General features: G+C 35.8%; 18 protein-coding genes and 5 pseudogenes. All 23 read left to right on the top strand.

Going from position 1 to position 14,676, the window contains the following annotated elements; genetic code table 11:
- Positions 1 to 9: 9 nt before the first annotated feature.
- The 23 genes and pseudogenes from BVG17_RS08035 to BVG17_RS07930 all read left to right on the top strand — a co-directional run bounded on the left by BVG17_RS08035 (position 10) and on the right by BVG17_RS07930 (position 14,588).
- On the top strand, positions 10 to 492 hold the full coding sequence (locus tag BVG17_RS08035; protein WP_143688965.1) for a hypothetical protein: 483 nt from the start codon (positions 10 to 12) through the stop codon (positions 490 to 492).
- A 19-nt stretch (positions 493 to 511) separates the two neighbouring features.
- A pseudogene (locus tag BVG17_RS08030) lies at positions 512 to 1,998 on the top strand (ankyrin repeat domain-containing protein).
- Entirely contained in the window at positions 1,995 to 3,830 is a 1,836-nt protein-coding gene (locus BVG17_RS08025; RefSeq protein WP_077188540.1) for a phage terminase large subunit family protein, read from the top strand. Before BVG17_RS08030 ends, BVG17_RS08025 begins: the two are co-directional and overlap by 4 nt.
- Positions 3,820 to 4,044 carry a gpW family head-tail joining protein gene (locus BVG17_RS08020; RefSeq protein WP_077188541.1) on the top strand — a complete coding sequence of 75 codons (225 nt, stop codon included), beginning with the start codon at positions 3,820 to 3,822 and terminating at the stop codon, positions 4,042 to 4,044. The genes BVG17_RS08025 and BVG17_RS08020 overlap by 11 nt, the downstream gene beginning before the upstream one ends.
- Positions 4,045 to 5,457 (top strand): phage portal protein, encoded by a 1,413-nt coding sequence (locus BVG17_RS08015; RefSeq protein ID WP_096617421.1) that lies wholly within the window; start codon positions 4,045 to 4,047, stop codon positions 5,455 to 5,457.
- A 13-nt stretch (positions 5,458 to 5,470) separates the two neighbouring features.
- A pseudogene (locus tag BVG17_RS09800) lies at positions 5,471 to 5,835 on the top strand (Clp protease/crotonase-like domain-containing protein); the annotation flags it as partial.
- A gap of 1 nt (position 5,836) precedes the next feature.
- The coding region (locus tag BVG17_RS08010; protein ID WP_241654223.1) for a major capsid protein at positions 5,837 to 6,497 on the top strand (661 nt) is incomplete at its 5' end.
- Entirely contained in the window at positions 6,497 to 6,808 is a 312-nt protein-coding gene (locus BVG17_RS08005; protein WP_029237677.1) for a head-tail joining protein, read from the top strand. The genes BVG17_RS08010 and BVG17_RS08005, both read left to right, overlap by 1 nt.
- Positions 6,801 to 7,261: pseudogene (locus BVG17_RS08000) on the top strand (phage tail protein). Before BVG17_RS08005 ends, BVG17_RS08000 begins: the two are co-directional and overlap by 8 nt.
- Positions 7,258 to 7,734 carry a hypothetical protein gene (locus BVG17_RS07995; RefSeq protein WP_143688964.1) on the top strand — a complete coding sequence of 159 codons (477 nt, stop codon included), beginning with the start codon at positions 7,258 to 7,260 and terminating at the stop codon, positions 7,732 to 7,734. Before BVG17_RS08000 ends, BVG17_RS07995 begins: the two are co-directional and overlap by 4 nt.
- Complete coding sequence (locus tag BVG17_RS07990) at positions 7,721 to 8,164, top strand: phage baseplate assembly protein V (protein WP_143688963.1); 444 nt, start codon at positions 7,721 to 7,723, stop codon at positions 8,162 to 8,164. The genes BVG17_RS07995 and BVG17_RS07990 overlap by 14 nt, the downstream gene beginning before the upstream one ends.
- Positions 8,164 to 8,418, top strand: coding sequence for a PAAR domain-containing protein (locus BVG17_RS07985; RefSeq protein ID WP_143688962.1), 255 nt, complete (start codon positions 8,164 to 8,166; stop codon positions 8,416 to 8,418). Before BVG17_RS07990 ends, BVG17_RS07985 begins: the two co-directional genes overlap by 1 nt.
- Before the next feature lie 2 nt (positions 8,419 to 8,420).
- Positions 8,421 to 8,525 (top strand): annotated as a pseudogene (locus BVG17_RS07980) (GPW/gp25 family protein); the annotation flags it as partial.
- A gap of 222 nt (positions 8,526 to 8,747) precedes the next feature.
- Positions 8,748 to 9,695 (top strand): IS110 family RNA-guided transposase, encoded by a 948-nt coding sequence (locus BVG17_RS07975; protein ID WP_063630491.1) that lies wholly within the window; start codon positions 8,748 to 8,750, stop codon positions 9,693 to 9,695.
- 234 nt (positions 9,696 to 9,929) lie between these two features.
- A partial coding sequence (locus tag BVG17_RS07970; protein ID WP_177429440.1) for a major capsid protein occupies positions 9,930 to 10,228 on the top strand: 299 nt, incomplete at its 5' end.
- Entirely contained in the window at positions 10,228 to 10,539 is a 312-nt protein-coding gene (locus BVG17_RS07965; protein ID WP_143688961.1) for a head-tail joining protein, read from the top strand. The genes BVG17_RS07970 and BVG17_RS07965, both read left to right, overlap by 1 nt.
- Entirely contained in the window at positions 10,532 to 11,053 is a 522-nt protein-coding gene (locus tag BVG17_RS07960; RefSeq protein WP_143688960.1) for a phage tail protein, read from the top strand. Before BVG17_RS07965 ends, BVG17_RS07960 begins: the two co-directional genes overlap by 8 nt.
- Positions 11,050 to 11,526 carry a hypothetical protein gene (locus BVG17_RS07955; protein WP_143688793.1) on the top strand — a complete coding sequence of 159 codons (477 nt, stop codon included), beginning with the start codon at positions 11,050 to 11,052 and terminating at the stop codon, positions 11,524 to 11,526. Before BVG17_RS07960 ends, BVG17_RS07955 begins: the two co-directional genes overlap by 4 nt.
- Positions 11,513 to 11,977, top strand: coding sequence for a phage baseplate assembly protein V (locus BVG17_RS07950; protein ID WP_143688792.1), 465 nt, complete (start codon positions 11,513 to 11,515; stop codon positions 11,975 to 11,977). Before BVG17_RS07955 ends, BVG17_RS07950 begins: the two co-directional genes overlap by 14 nt.
- Positions 11,977 to 12,231, top strand: coding sequence for a PAAR domain-containing protein (locus tag BVG17_RS07945; RefSeq protein ID WP_063630987.1), 255 nt, complete (start codon positions 11,977 to 11,979; stop codon positions 12,229 to 12,231). The genes BVG17_RS07950 and BVG17_RS07945 overlap by 1 nt, the downstream gene beginning before the upstream one ends.
- Positions 12,215 to 13,306 (top strand): PDDEXK nuclease domain-containing protein, encoded by a 1,092-nt coding sequence (locus tag BVG17_RS07940; RefSeq protein ID WP_143688791.1) that lies wholly within the window; start codon positions 12,215 to 12,217, stop codon positions 13,304 to 13,306. The genes BVG17_RS07945 and BVG17_RS07940 overlap by 17 nt, the downstream gene beginning before the upstream one ends.
- 7 nt (positions 13,307 to 13,313) lie before the next feature.
- Positions 13,314 to 13,418 (top strand): annotated as a pseudogene (locus BVG17_RS07935) (GPW/gp25 family protein); the annotation flags it as partial.
- A gap of 222 nt (positions 13,419 to 13,640) precedes the next feature.
- Positions 13,641 to 14,588 (top strand): IS110 family RNA-guided transposase, encoded by a 948-nt coding sequence (locus tag BVG17_RS07930; RefSeq protein ID WP_063630491.1) that lies wholly within the window; start codon positions 13,641 to 13,643, stop codon positions 14,586 to 14,588.
- Positions 14,589 to 14,676: the final 88 nt, after the last annotated feature.

Here is a 14,676-nt window from a genome sequence, read left to right as displayed (position 1 = left end):
AGAAAAAAAGTGAAAATCACACAAACAGAATGGGCAAGAGAGATAGGAGTATCAAAGCAGTATGTCTGTTATTTAGTAAAAAAAGGAATAGTTGAGTTGGAGGATGGTTTGATCAATAGAGAACAAGCAAATGAAGCAGTAGCGGCAATAAGAGATCCAAGTCAGCCACTGAGGAGGAAAAATCCAGAAAACGAAAATACAAGTAACCTTTCCACAATGTTGCTAAAAACGCGAATAAAAAATGAAATGGAACGAGGTAAACTACTTGAGGCAAAGGCAAAAGCTGAGATTGGTGAACTTGTAGCAGTAGAGGAAGTAAAGCGCGATGCATTTAACGTAGCAAGAGTTGTCCGTAATAATCTGCTTAATATTCCAAATAGAGTTTCAGCACTGCTTGCATCACTGAGTGACACTGAAAAGATTCATATGGCGCTAACCGAAGAGATTACAAACTCATTACAAGAATTATCTAATACTAAATTTCAAATATAAAAAAGATTTTGAATATAAAATGGCTGATAACTTAAGTTTGGAGTTAATAAAGTGCCTCATCAATCAACCTGGATTAGATGTTAATGTCAGAGGATTAAATGGAAAGACACCACTACATTGTGCTATAGAATTTGATGAATTAAGCATGGTAGATTTGTTACTCACGAAGAAGAACATTAATCCTTTTGTGGAAGATAATGAAGGTAAAACATCTCTTGATTACGCCAAAGAAGGGAAAAAAGCAGAAATATTACAAGCGCTAATTAATAACAAATACGGATCAGAACAAGATAACTTACTTCATTTAGCTGCAATGATAGGTGAAGTTAATGCAGTTAGATATTTGATAGGAAAAGGTGTTGACGTTAATGTACGAAATGCTCTGCATCATACGCCATTACATCTAGCAGCAGGAATAGGACATGCAGAAGTTGTAAAGATTTTGATAAGAGAAGGAAACGCTGAAATAGATGTCTTTGATGTACGAAATCAGACACCGATGCACTATGCAGTTAACAACAAAAAATTGGAGATAGTAAAGTTATTACTGGAGCTAGGAGCAGATGTAAATAGCGCACGTGTAGGACAAAATTCGATGAAATTATCACCAGTGCATATAGCTGTAAGTAACACTAATTACGATGAAAGAGATTTATGTCTCGATATTCTCAAATGCTTAATAAAGGAGCCTAATGCTCAAGTCAATTTGCAGGACTACGAAAATAAAACACCACTACATTATGCTGAAAGACTGAAAACAATAGAAGTTTTACTAACGCGAGAAGATATAGACCCTCTGGTAAAAGATGATAGCGGCAAGACACCATTTGATTACGCTGAAAATAGACCTGAGATCAAGAAGGCTTTGATGAACAATAAGTACGGTTCTGAAAAGAATAGTCTATTGCATTTAGCCGCACAAAAAGGAGTTGTAGATGCAATCTTAAAGGAAGAAATTGATATTGATATCTTAAATAACAAAGGTCACTCTCCAATTTACCTTGCTGCGGAAAAAGGGCATTTACATGTAGTGAAGTTATTGCTGAAAAAAGGAGCAAATTATACACCTGTTCTGCATTTAGCAATCAAATCAAACAATTTAGAGTTACTTAAAGTTTTATTTACTGAAAAAAATGGTGCATTGCTCTGCAGAGATACCGTTATTAATTTTCCAACCCTTCATAATAAATATATAGCACAGAGAGAAATAGCAGTATAAAAGGATGTAAAAAACATAATAATATTATCTGCATCTGTATTACAGTTAGCGCAGTAGCAATGGCAGCATATATAGGTTTAACCAGCAACAACAATAAGCAGTGCAATCATTTTTGCAAACAACAACAGGGTATATTTGCGCTTATTATAGCACTAATGATAAGTGAGATGAGCAAAAGATATATAGAAAACGAATTTCAGAAAAAGATGTTTATGGAACTGGAGGAATGTAGTTCTACTGTTAATGATGTTGAGATAGAACCAGCAATAAGTAGGGTTAAGGTATGATCTATGCTACATCTTTTTCTGAAGGTTTAAGACCAGATCCGCAGCTTAAAGTATCAGAGTGGGCGAATGAGTATCGAGTTTTAGCGCCAACTGCAGCATCAGAGCCAGGAAAATGGAGAACGGAAAGAACTCCTTATTTAAAAGAAATCATGGATTCACTATCTCCATCTTCACCAGCGGAGAAAATAGTATTCATGAAAGGAGCACAAATTGGAGGAACAGAAGCTGGTAATAACTGGATTGGCTATATCATAGATCAGACACCAGGTCCAATGCTGGTAGTACAGCCAACAGTTGAAATGGGAAAGCGTTGGTCGAAGGGAAGATTTGCACCGTTAATAGAGAGTACGCCATGTTTAAAAAGTAAAGTAAAAGACCCAAGATCAAGAGATTCAGGGAATACTGTGCAAAGTAAGGAATTTCCAGGTGGAATAGTAGTAATAACTGGAGCAAATAGCAGTGTAGGACTTCGTTCTATGCCAGTAAAATATCTCTTTCTTGATGAGATAGATGCATATCCAGGAGATTCAGGAGGTGAAGGAGATCCAGTACTGCTCAGTATTGCACGAACTAATACCTTTGCAAGGCGAAAGATTTTTTTAGTATCAACACCAACGATTCATGGAATAAGCAGAATTGAGAAAGAATTTGAAGCAACAGATAAGAGATATTTTTTTGTACCATGTCCGCATTGTAATTATTATCAAATATTAAAATGGGCACAAATAAAATGGGAAGATAAAAATCCAAATACAGCACACTATATATGTATAGAATGTGGTGAAAAGATAGAAAATCATCAAAAGACAGAGATGCTTGAGCGTGGAGAATGGAGGCCTACTAATAGAGTAAAAGGTGAGAGAAAAGGATTTCATCTTTCAAGTCTTTATAGCCCAGTTGGGTGGTATAGTTGGCAACAAGCAGTAGAAGATTTTCTTCATGCAAAGGAAAGTGAACAATTACTAAAAGTATGGATAAATACCACTTTAGGAGAAACTTGGGTAGATAAAGGAGAAGTACCAGACTGGAAGCAATTATTTAACAGGAGAGAATTTTTTCCCATAGGCACAGTACCAAAAGGCGAAGTAGTTCTCACAGCAGGTGTTGATGTCCAAAAAGACCGGTTAGAAGTAGAAGTTGTAGCATGGGGAAAAAGCCGTGAAAGTTGGTCAATAGACTATCGAGTATTTGAAGGAGATACAGGAGGAGGAGAAGTATGGGGAAAACTCTCTGAGCTCTTAAATCATCATTTTATCGGTGAAAATGGGCTTGAATACATGATAAGCATGATGGCGGTTGATGCTGGATATGCAACGCAAGAAGTGTATAATTGGGTAAGGAGTCATCAAGGATCTGGAAGAGTAATGGCAGTGAAAGGTGTAAATAAAGCACTAGTACCACTTAGCAGCCCAAGTAGAGTAGATATAACAGTTGGTGGTCAAAAGCTAAAGAGAGGAATAAAGCTATGGCCAGTTGGAGTATCGATATTAAAGTCAGAGCTTTTTCAATTACTTAATGTTTTAAAAGAAGGTGAAGAAGCTCCAGCAGGATATTGTCATTTTCCGGAGTATGCACCTGAATATTTTAAGCAGCTAACGGCAGAGCAATTAGTCAGTAAAGTAGTGAAAGGATATACCAAACAAGAGTGGCAAAAGGTAAGAGAGAGAAATGAAGTACTAGATTGCCGAATTTACGCAAGAGCAGCATCTATTGCGCTTGGTATTGATAGATGGCCAGAGAGTAAATGGAATAGTTTGAGTGGAAAAATGGAAAGCAAAAAGCCTAAAAAAGTAAGACAGAGTAAGTGGCTTGGTAATCAAAATGTACAGTGAAGAATATTTAACTCAAGTTGAGAAAGCAATTCAAAAACTGCAAAGCGGAGAAAGAGTTGTCTCAATTGCATATGGTGACCATGTTGTGCGGTACGGGGAAGTTCAAATAAAGGATTTATTGAATTTAAGACAACGAATTAAGGCTGAGTTAAAAGTTGCAGGCATGAGGCCAAAGAGGAAAATTGTTTTTTCAACGAGTAAAGGAATTTTATAAATGCTGCTAAAAACCTTCAAGCAATTATTTAACAAACCAAAGATAAAAAGCTCAGCGTGGGATGCAGCAGGCTCAGGAAGAAGATTTTTTCACTGTCAACCAGAGTTAGGAAGTATAAACAATTTGCTGTCTCAAAACCTTGAAACTTTACGTAGTAGATCACGTGATATGGTGAGAAAAAATCCTTACGCTGCAAATATAATTGATACGATAGTAAGTAACTCTATTGGAACAGGAATAAAACCGCAATCAAAAGCAAGAGATGGAGAATTTCGAAAGAAAGTACAAGAATTATGGCTAAAATGGACAGATGAAGCAGACAGTAGCGGAGTAAGTGATTTTTATGGATTACAAGCTCTGGTATGTAGGAGCATGATAGAAGGTGGAGAGTGTTTTGTACGCCTCCGAAATCGTAAACTCGAAGATGGATTTTCTGTACCATTGCAACTTCAAGTATTGGAATCAGAGCATTTAGATAACAAAAGCAATCAGACTCTTGCGAACGGCAATATTATTCGTAGTGGTATTGAATTTAACCGACTTGGTCAAAGAGAAGCTTATTACCTATTTAGAGAGCACCCAGGTGAAGGTTCGTTTGGAGAATCAGTTAGAGTACCGGCAAATGATGTTTTACATATCTATAAACCTTTAAGACCTGGGCAAATCAGAGGGGAGCCTTGGCTTTCTAATATACTGCTGAAACTTTATGAGCTTGATCAATACGATGATGCAGAATTAGTGAGAAAAAAGACAGCAGCGATGTTTGCAGGGTTTATTACAAGACTTGATCCAGAAGCAAATATCATGGGAGAAAGTGAAAGTAATGAGCAAGGAGTAGCACTATCTGGACTGGAACCTGGAACAATGCAGCTTTTAGACCCAGGAGAAGACATAAAATTTTCAGAGCCGTCTGATGTTGGGGGAAGTTATGAAGCATTTATGAGACAGCAACTGAGGGCAATAGCGATTGGTACAGGAATAACATATGAGCAGCTAACAGGAGATTTAACCGGTGTTAATTATTCATCCATTCGAGCAGGGCTGATAGAGTTTCGCAGAAGGTGCGCAATGTTACAGCATAACGTGATAGTGTTCCAGTTTTGTAGACCTATTTGGAATAGATGGCTAGAATTAGCAGTACTTTGTGGAGAACTCAGTGTAGATGAAAAAGTAGTAAAAGCAGCGAAAGAAGAAGTGAAATGGATACCACAGGGATTTGATTGGGTGGATCCACTGAAAGACCAGCAAGCACAGCAAATGGCAGTAAGAAATGGATTTAAGAGTAGGTCAGAAGTAGTGTCAGAAATGGGTTACGATGTAGAAGAAATTGACCAAGAAATAGCAGAAGATCAAAAGCGTGCTAATTCTTTTGGACTTTGTTTCGATTCTGACGTTAACCATAAAGTAGAATAAGGAAAGGAAGGTGATGTGGATAAATAAGCCAATAATGGTAGAGAGAAGAAGCTTTGAACTACTATCATTATATAACAGCAAACAACCTATCTTTAAGAACTCAAAGTATTTTCATATAAACCCAAAAGGAATAGCAATAATACGTATTTATGGAGTTTTGACTAAAAAAACAGAAGCTTTTGATCATATTTTAGACATGACTTCGTATGAAAATATTCATGAAGAGATAGAGAGTGCTTTAGAAGATAAAAGCATAGAGACGATTCTACTTGATATAGACAGTCCGGGAGGAGAAGTAAATGGAGTATTTGACTTAGCTGATTTTATCTATAGTGCAAGAGGAAAAAAGAGGATAATAGCGATAGCAAATGATGATGCNTGACCATTTACAGCTAATGAGAAACAAACACGCAATAACATTAGAGCATTTGCGAATGGGAGCGCTGAAAGGAATAATTTTAGATGCTGACGGGTCAGAATTATTAAATCTGTACAACGAATTTGAAATCACACCAAAAGTAGTAAATTTTGCACTGGGAACAGCGACAACTGATGTAAAACGTAAGTGTCTGGAAGTACTCCGGCACATAGAAGATAATCTAAGTGGTGAATATATGACAGGAATTCATGCCTTGGTAAGCCCTGAGTTTTTCGATGCATTAACTTCTCACGTTAAAGTAAAAGAAGCATATGAAAGATGGCAAGAAGGAGCAGCGCTAAGGAATGATATGAGATCAGGATTTACGTTCTGTGGAATAACATTTGAGGAATATAGAGGGCAAGCAACAGATCCTGAAGGAACCGTGAGAAGATTTATTGAGAAAGATACGGGGCACTGTTTTCCACTAGGAACAGCAAGCACATTTACAACGTATTTTGCACCAGCAGACTTTAATGAGACAGTAAATACTCTTGGACAGCCACTCTATGCAAAACAAGAGCCAAGGAGGTTTGATAGAGGGACCGATTTACATACACAGTCAAATCCTTTGCCAATGTGCCACAGGCCTGGAGTGCTAGTAAAAATTAGTTCTAGCTGATGAATATAGGAAAACTATTGAAAGATTGTTTTGAGCATTTAGGAGTGGAAGCCATATACTGTAATAAAAATAAGGAGGCGATTCGAAAAATAAAAGTGCTAATTAAACGTCCTGAGACTACGTACTCTCTAGGTGCAGATGGAGCATTAACTCAGCAAATTGCCTCAATAGAGATATGCAGTGAGGACGTTACTTCCTTTAGCATAGGTAATTATATCAAGATTGAAAAAAGATTCTACAAGATTTTTGAACTACCATTGAAAGATTCTTCGGGTAAGATATTGAAAATTGAGGCAATAGAAAGTGTTTGATATAAAAACTAATAACAATATTAATGAAATAATCTCGAATATTGAAAGAAAAGAGCAGAAAATAAGACTGGCAGCTATAAAAGCGCTGAACAAAACAGCAATATGGCTAAAATCAAAAGCAGCTAAGGAAATCAGTGAGGAAAAGAGAATAAAATTAAGTTTGATAAGAAAGAGATTAAGAATTTTTAAGGCGAAAACTAGCAGATCAAAATACAAAAAACAAGAAGAGGATCGAAAGTAGGAAAGCATGAGTTTATAGGAGGATTTGCAGCAGTTATGCCAAAAGGAAATAGCGGTATTTTTAAGCGTGAAGGAAGAACAGCCCTGCCAATAAAGGAAATTAAGTTGCCACTAGAACCTGAGGCTTCAAGGATAATAGGAAATCTTGTTAATTATGAGGTTGAGGAAGTATTTACAAAATTTTTTGAACGTGAATTGAGCTATAAAGGATGAATTTGAAAGATTTACATGATAAAATTTGTACCACGCTGAAGAGAGAAATACCAGCAATTCAAACTTGTGAAATTTATCCATCGGTAAGAAAAGAATTATTAGCGCCAGCGGTATTTGTAGAACTTAGCAGTCTTGAAAAAGGAAGTGATCCAGGTACAGGTGAACTAGCTCTGAGGGTAAGATTTGAGGCACGAATAGTGATTGATAGCACAATAGAAAATGCACCTATTATTGTTAGATCATTAGCTAGCGAAGTTGCAAAAGTAGTAAATAAAAATACTTGGAACGTGAAAAATGTTTCACCAGGAGAATTTATATCAGGAGGAGGAGATGATTTTAGGCCAGAATTAGATGCATATCTCGTGTGGATGGTTGAATGGGTGCATACAATACACGTAGGGCGATCTATTTGGAAAGAAGGAAAATTTATGCCACACAAAATAGAAATCGGTGAAATAAATGTTAGAAAATAATTTTGCAATTTCGGAACTACAGAGGAAAATGGCCAACATTGTTCGTATAGGAGTTGTAAAAGAAATAGATTATGAAAAAGCAAAAGTAAGAGTTAAAATAGGAGAATTTTTAACAGATTATTTACCATGGGATAGAGATTGGTCTCCGCCAGATATCGATGAACAAGTTGTGGTATTTTCTCCTCTTGGTGAACTATCATTAGGAGTGGTGTTAGCAGGAATATATCAGGAAAAATACTCTGCACCAGAGAATAAAAAAGAAATAAATAGTGTGAAGTTTCAGGATGGAACAAGACTGTTATATGATAAAGAGAAGCATCATTTGGAGATTGAAGTAATGGACAAAGTAACACTGAAAGCTGGGGAATCAAGTATAGAAATGACAAAAAGTGGAATAAAATTGAAGGCAGATAAAATAAACCTTAATTGATGAATAAATCGGTTGTACGAGTGGGAGATTATTGTGGAGAAGTAACACCGCATTTTTGCATTAGTGGGAGTAACAATGTTTTTGTAAATGGTAGGCCAATGTGCAGACAAGGAGACAATTTTAGTGAAGGAAGAGCATTAACTGAAGGATCAAAAACAGTGTTTGCAAATGGGTTTGGAGCGGGAAGAGTAGGAGATATAGTTTCATGTGGTTTTAAAGTAATAAAAGGCAGTGAAAGCGTATTTGCAAAATAGAAATGAAGGGTATGGATGCTAAAACAGGAAAAGCGTTAGAAGGAATAGAGCACTTAAAGCAATCGATAATTGATATATTAACCACTCCAGTAAACAGTAGAATAATTGTAAGTTAAAAATATGATATAAAGGAGATAAGAGGGAAGATAACTCCACTCACTATAGGAATGGAGTTATCACGGGCGTGTGCGACCGCTAGAATAATGGCTATACAACCGTGCTCATCAAGGTACACTAGCCCTATCTCTCGATACGTTTGAATAGTTGTGTGGGACATACATATGCACCCGTTTACAATCTTAAATTAACTAAAACTAATCGAGGTTATTATGATTACATCTTATCAAAATTTTATTGGCATTGATATCGGAAAATTTAAAAATGTTGCTGCAGTTCACAACCAAAAGAACACTATCAAGTTTGATAATAATGCTGCTGGTTGGCAACAATTGTTTCAAAATTTTTCAAATATTCTACCTAATTCTTTTGTAACTTTGGAAAATACAGGAAAATATGAGCTTGGCTTAGCACACTTTCTGGTTGATAAGAATGTTGCTGTACATCGAGCTAATACTCGCAAAGTAAAAAGCTTTACCTTATCTCATGGAATTTTAGCAAAGTCTGATCAATCAGATGCAAGAGCCCTTGCTCAATATGGATTTGAGCGTTATAGTACTCTATCTCTATTTGTGCCTATGTCAAAAGAACAAACAGCCTTAGCTGCACTTTGTCAACGTCGTGATGACCTTACACAAATAAGAGCTCAAGAGAAATGTAGACTGAAAGCACCTGAAAACGACTATATAAAAGAAAGTTGCCAAAAAACTATTGACTTTTTTAACAGTCAAATAGATGAGCTTAATGATGCCATACAAAAAATTATCGATGAGAATCCAGAGTTAAAAAAGCGCCAAAAAATCATAAGAACAGTACCAGGAATAGGTAAAAAGTTATCACAAGATTTTGTATGCTTGATGCCAGAACTTGGCTACTTAAGCAGGCAAGAAGTTGCTAGTCTTGCTGGAGTTGCCCCGCATCCAAAAGAAAGTGGTAAAGCTATTGGTTATCGCAGAATAAGTGGTGGCAGAAGGAACGTTCGTGAAAAGCTTTTTACATCTGCGATGGCTGCTTCAAGGACTAAATCTGCACTTGGTGCTTTTTATTCTGCTCTCATTGGTAGAGGTAAAAAGAAGATGGTAGTCATAACAGCTCTAATGCGCAAAATTATAGTGATTGCTAATGCAAGGCTTAAAGAAGCAATTAACGCAAATTTTTAAAATCTGCATAAGAAAATAGGTTAATGAATATGCGCGCCACACAAATTTAAAGCACATATTCATTAATCATAAGATCTAAGCAGTGGTAGTTGTTTGATATAAATTTCTTTCTGTAATGAACTAGGGTTTTTATTGCCAAAAATACGTTTTTCAATTGAATAAGAATACAAAACTATAAATAAGAGTTGTAATAAGACTAAATTCAAAAAATTTTAAAAAACATAGTTGATGAGNTTACGTTCTGTGGCATAACGTTTGAGGAATATAGAGGACAAGCAACTGACCCTGAAGGGACGGTAAGAAGATTTATTGAGAAAGATACAGGGCACTGTTTTCCACTAGGAACAGCAAGCACATTTACAACATATTTTGCACCAGCAGATTTTAATGAGACAGTAAATACTCTTGGACAGCCACTCTATGCAAAACAAGAGCCAAGAAGATTTGATAGAGGAACTGATTTGCATAGGCAGTCGAATCCATTGCCAATGTGCCATCGTCCGGCCGTTTTGGTAAAAATTAGTTCTAGTTGATGAATATAGGAAAATTATTGGAAGATTGTTTTGAGCATTTAGGAGTGGAAGCCACATATTGTAATAAAAATAAGGAGGGCATTCGTAAAATAAAAGTGCTAATTAAATGTCCTGAGACTACGTACTCTTTAGGTGCAGGTGGAGAATTAACTCAGCAAATTGCTTCTATAGAAATACGTGATCAGGACGTTACTTCCTTTAGCATAGGTGATTATATCAAGATTGAAAAAAGGTTCTACAAGATTTTTGAACAACCATTGAAAGATTCTTCAGGTAAAATATTAAAAATTAAGGCAATAGAAAGTGTTTGATATTAAAACTGGTAACAATATTAATGAAATAATCTCCAATATTGACAGAAAAGAGCAGAAAATAAAACTGGCAGCTATAAAAGCGCTGAACAAAACAGCAATATGGCTAAAATCAAAAGTAGCTAAGGAAATCAGTGAGGAAAAGAGAATAAAACTAAGTTTGATAAGAAAGAGATTAAGAATTTTTAAGGCGAAAACTAGCAGATTAGAAGTGTCAATTAGAGCAAATCTCTATGACATTAGAGCATCGACAATTGGCAAAATACAAAAAACAAGAAGAGGATCGAAAGTAGGAAAGCATGAGTTTATAGGAGGATTTGCAGCAGTTATGCCAAAAGGAAATAGCGGTATTTTTAAACGTGAAGGAAGAGCAGCATTACCAATAAAGGAAGTTAAGTTGCCACTCGAACCTGAGGCTTCAAGGATAATAGGAAATCTTGTTAATTATGAGGTTGAGGAAGTATTTACAAAATTTTTTGAACGTGAATTAAGTTATATTACAGAAAGTGTATGAATTTCAAAGATTTGCATAACGCAATCTGCACTACGCTGAAGAGAGAAATACCAGCAATTCAAACTTGTGAAATTTATCCATCGATAAGAAAAGAATTATTAGCGCCAGCGTTATTTGTAGAGCTTGTGAGTTTAGAATCGGGAAAAGATCCAGGAACAGAAGAATTAGCACTGAAAGCAAGATTTGAAGCACGAATTGTGATTGATAGCACAATAGAAAATGCAGCTATTATTGTCAGAACATTAGCTGCTGAGGTTGCGAAAGTAGTAAATAAAAATACTTGGAACGTGAAAAATGTTTCACCAGGAGAATTTATATCAGGAGGAGGAGATGATTTTAGGCCAGAATTAGATGCATATCTCGTGTGGATGGTTGAATGGGTGCATACAATACACGTAGGGCGATCTATTTGGAAAGAAGGAAAATTTATGCCACACAAAATAGAAATCGGTGAAATAAATGTTAGAAAATAATTTTGCAATTTCGGAACTACAGAGGAAAATGGCCAACATTGTTCGTATAGGAGTTGTAAAAGAAATAGATTATGAAAAAGCAAAAGTAAGAGTTAAAATAGGAGAATTTTTAACAGATTATTTACCATGGATAACGAGCAAAGCAGGAAAAGATAGAGATTGGTCTCCACCAGATATCGGTGAACAGGTTATGATATTTTCTCCTCTTGGCGAATTATCGTTAGGAGTGGTGTTAGGAGGGATATACCAGGAAAAATACCCTGCATCAGAGAATAAAAAAGAGGTGAGTAGCTTAACATTTCAAGATGGAACAAAGTTGTCATACGATAAAGATAAACATCATTTAGAGATTGAAGTAGTAGATAAAATAACACTGAAAGCTGGAGAATCGAGTATAGAAATGACAAAAAGTGGAATAAAATTGAAGGCAGATAAAATAAACCTTAATTGATGAATAAATCGGTTGTGCGAGTAGGAGATCATTGTGCAGAAGCAACACCACATTTTTGCATTAGCGGCAGTAATAATGTTTTTGTGAATGGTAAACCAGTTTGCCGAAAAGGAGATAATTTTACAGAAAGTAGAGTATTAACTGAAGGGTCAAAAACAGTGTTTACAAATGGGTATGGTATAGGAAGAGTTGGAGATTCAATATCTTGTGGTTCTAAAGTAATGAGTGGTAGTAATAATGTTTTTTCAGGATAAAAATAAACCATCTGTTATACTTACAAAAAGTAAGGTTATGAACATGGATATAACTACTAGCCTATTAGGAGACGTTAGTAATTTAATAGATAGAGCAAAGAATCATCTTTCTGTTCAATTCAACTCTACTCTAGTATTGCTAAACTGGCAAATTGGCTCCAGAATTGACCAAGATATTCTAAAGCACAAACGCGCAGATTATGGGAAGCAAATCATCTCCCAACTTGCAAAAGAACTTCAGATTAAATATGGACGTGGGTTTGATAGAGCGTCATTATTTCGTATGGTGCAATTTTCTAAATTCTTTCCTGATCAAGAGATTGTCGCGACACTGTCACAACAATTGAGTTGGTCACATTTTGTAGAAATTATTGCAATTTCTGATGAGCTGAAGCGTAATTATTATATAGAAATGTGTCGTATTGAAAGGTGGAGTGTTAGGGCACTACGTAGTAAAATCGATACTATGTTGTATGAACGTACAGCACTAGCAAAAAAACCTGAAGATTTCATAAGAAGGAGTATAAAAAATTTACGTGAAGAAAATATGTTAGCACCAGAATTCATTTTTCATGACCCATACTTCCTTAGCTTCATGGAATTGCCATCAAGTTATAGTGAGACTGATCTAGAAAATACAATCTTGGATGAATTGACAAAATTTTTACAAGAGTTTGGGAGTGATTTTTGTTTTGTAACACGTCAAAAAAGGATGAGTACTAAAACAACTGACAGGTATTTGGACCTGCTATTTTTTCACAGAGGATTAAAACGCCTTATAGCAATAGAGCTAAAAATAGGCCGTTTTGAACCAGCTTATAAAGGACAGATGGAATGGTATTTAAATTGGTTAGATAAAAATGAACGAAAAGCAGGTGAAGAAAAACCGTTAGGGATTATTTTATGTGCTGATAAGGATCAAGAGGATATAGAATATCTTGAACTCGAAGGCTCTAATATTCATGTTGCACAGTATTTAACACAGCTTCCTTCTAAAGAAATTCTTGAAAAGAAGTTGAGAAAGGCTATTTCTATAGCACGTGAAAAACATGCAAGTATTAAGTCAGAGCCATGAAAAATATATGAGAGGAATGGATGCTAAAACAGGAAAGACGTTAGAAGGAATAGAGCACTTAAAGCAGTCGATAATTGATATACTGACCACTCCTATTAACAGTAGAATAATTGTAAGTTAAAAATATGATATAAAGGAGATAAGAGGGAAGATAACTCCACTCACTATAGGAATGGAGTTATCACGGGCGTGTGCGACCGCTAGAATAATGGCTATACAACCGTGCTCATCAAGGTACACTAGCCCTATCTCTCGATACGTTTGAATAGTTGTGTGGGACATACATATGCACCCGTTTACAATCTTAAATTAACTAAAACTAATCGAGGTTATTATGATTACATCTTATCAAAATTTTATTGGCATTGATATCGGAAAATTTAAAAATGTTGCTGCAGTTCACAACCAAAAGAACACTATCAAGTTTGATAATAATGCTGCTGGTTGGCAACAATTGTTTCAAAATTTTTCAAATATTCTACCTAATTCTTTTGTAACTTTGGAAAATACAGGAAAATATGAGCTTGGCTTAGCACACTTTCTGGTTGATAAGAATGTTGCTGTACATCGAGCTAATACTCGCAAAGTAAAAAGCTTTACCTTATCTCATGGAATTTTAGCAAAGTCTGATCAATCAGATGCAAGAGCCCTTGCTCAATATGGATTTGAGCGTTATAGTACTCTATCTCTATTTGTGCCTATGTCAAAAGAACAAACAGCCTTAGCTGCACTTTGTCAACGTCGTGATGACCTTACACAAATAAGAGCTCAAGAGAAATGTAGACTGAAAGCACCTGAAAACGACTATATAAAAGAAAGTTGCCAAAAAACTATTGACTTTTTTAACAGTCAAATAGATGAGCTTAATGATGCCATACAAAAAATTATCGATGAGAATCCAGAGTTAAAAAAGCGCCAAAAAATCATAAGAACAGTACCAGGAATAGGTAAAAAGTTATCACAAGATTTTGTATGCTTGATGCCAGAACTTGGCTACTTAAGCAGGCAAGAAGTTGCTAGTCTTGCTGGAGTTGCCCCGCATCCAAAAGAAAGTGGTAAAGCTATTGGTTATCGCAGAATAAGTGGTGGCAGAAGGAACGTTCGTGAAAAGCTTTTTACATCTGCGATGGCTGCTTCAAGGACTAAATCTGCACTTGGTGCTTTTTATTCTGCTCTCATTGGTAGAGGTAAAAAGAAGATGGTAGTCATAACAGCTCTAATGCGCAAAATTATAGTGATTGCTAATGCAAGGCTTAAAGAAGCAATTAACGCAAATTTTTAAAATCTGCATAAGAAAATAGGTTAATGAATATGCGCGCCACACAAATTTAAAGCACATATTCATTAATCATAAGATCTAAGCAGTGGTA

The organism is Wolbachia endosymbiont of Laodelphax striatellus, assembly GCF_007115015.1.
GTDB lineage: Bacteria > Pseudomonadota > Alphaproteobacteria > Rickettsiales > Anaplasmataceae > Wolbachia.
This window is presented reverse-complemented; position numbering and strand designations above follow the sequence as displayed.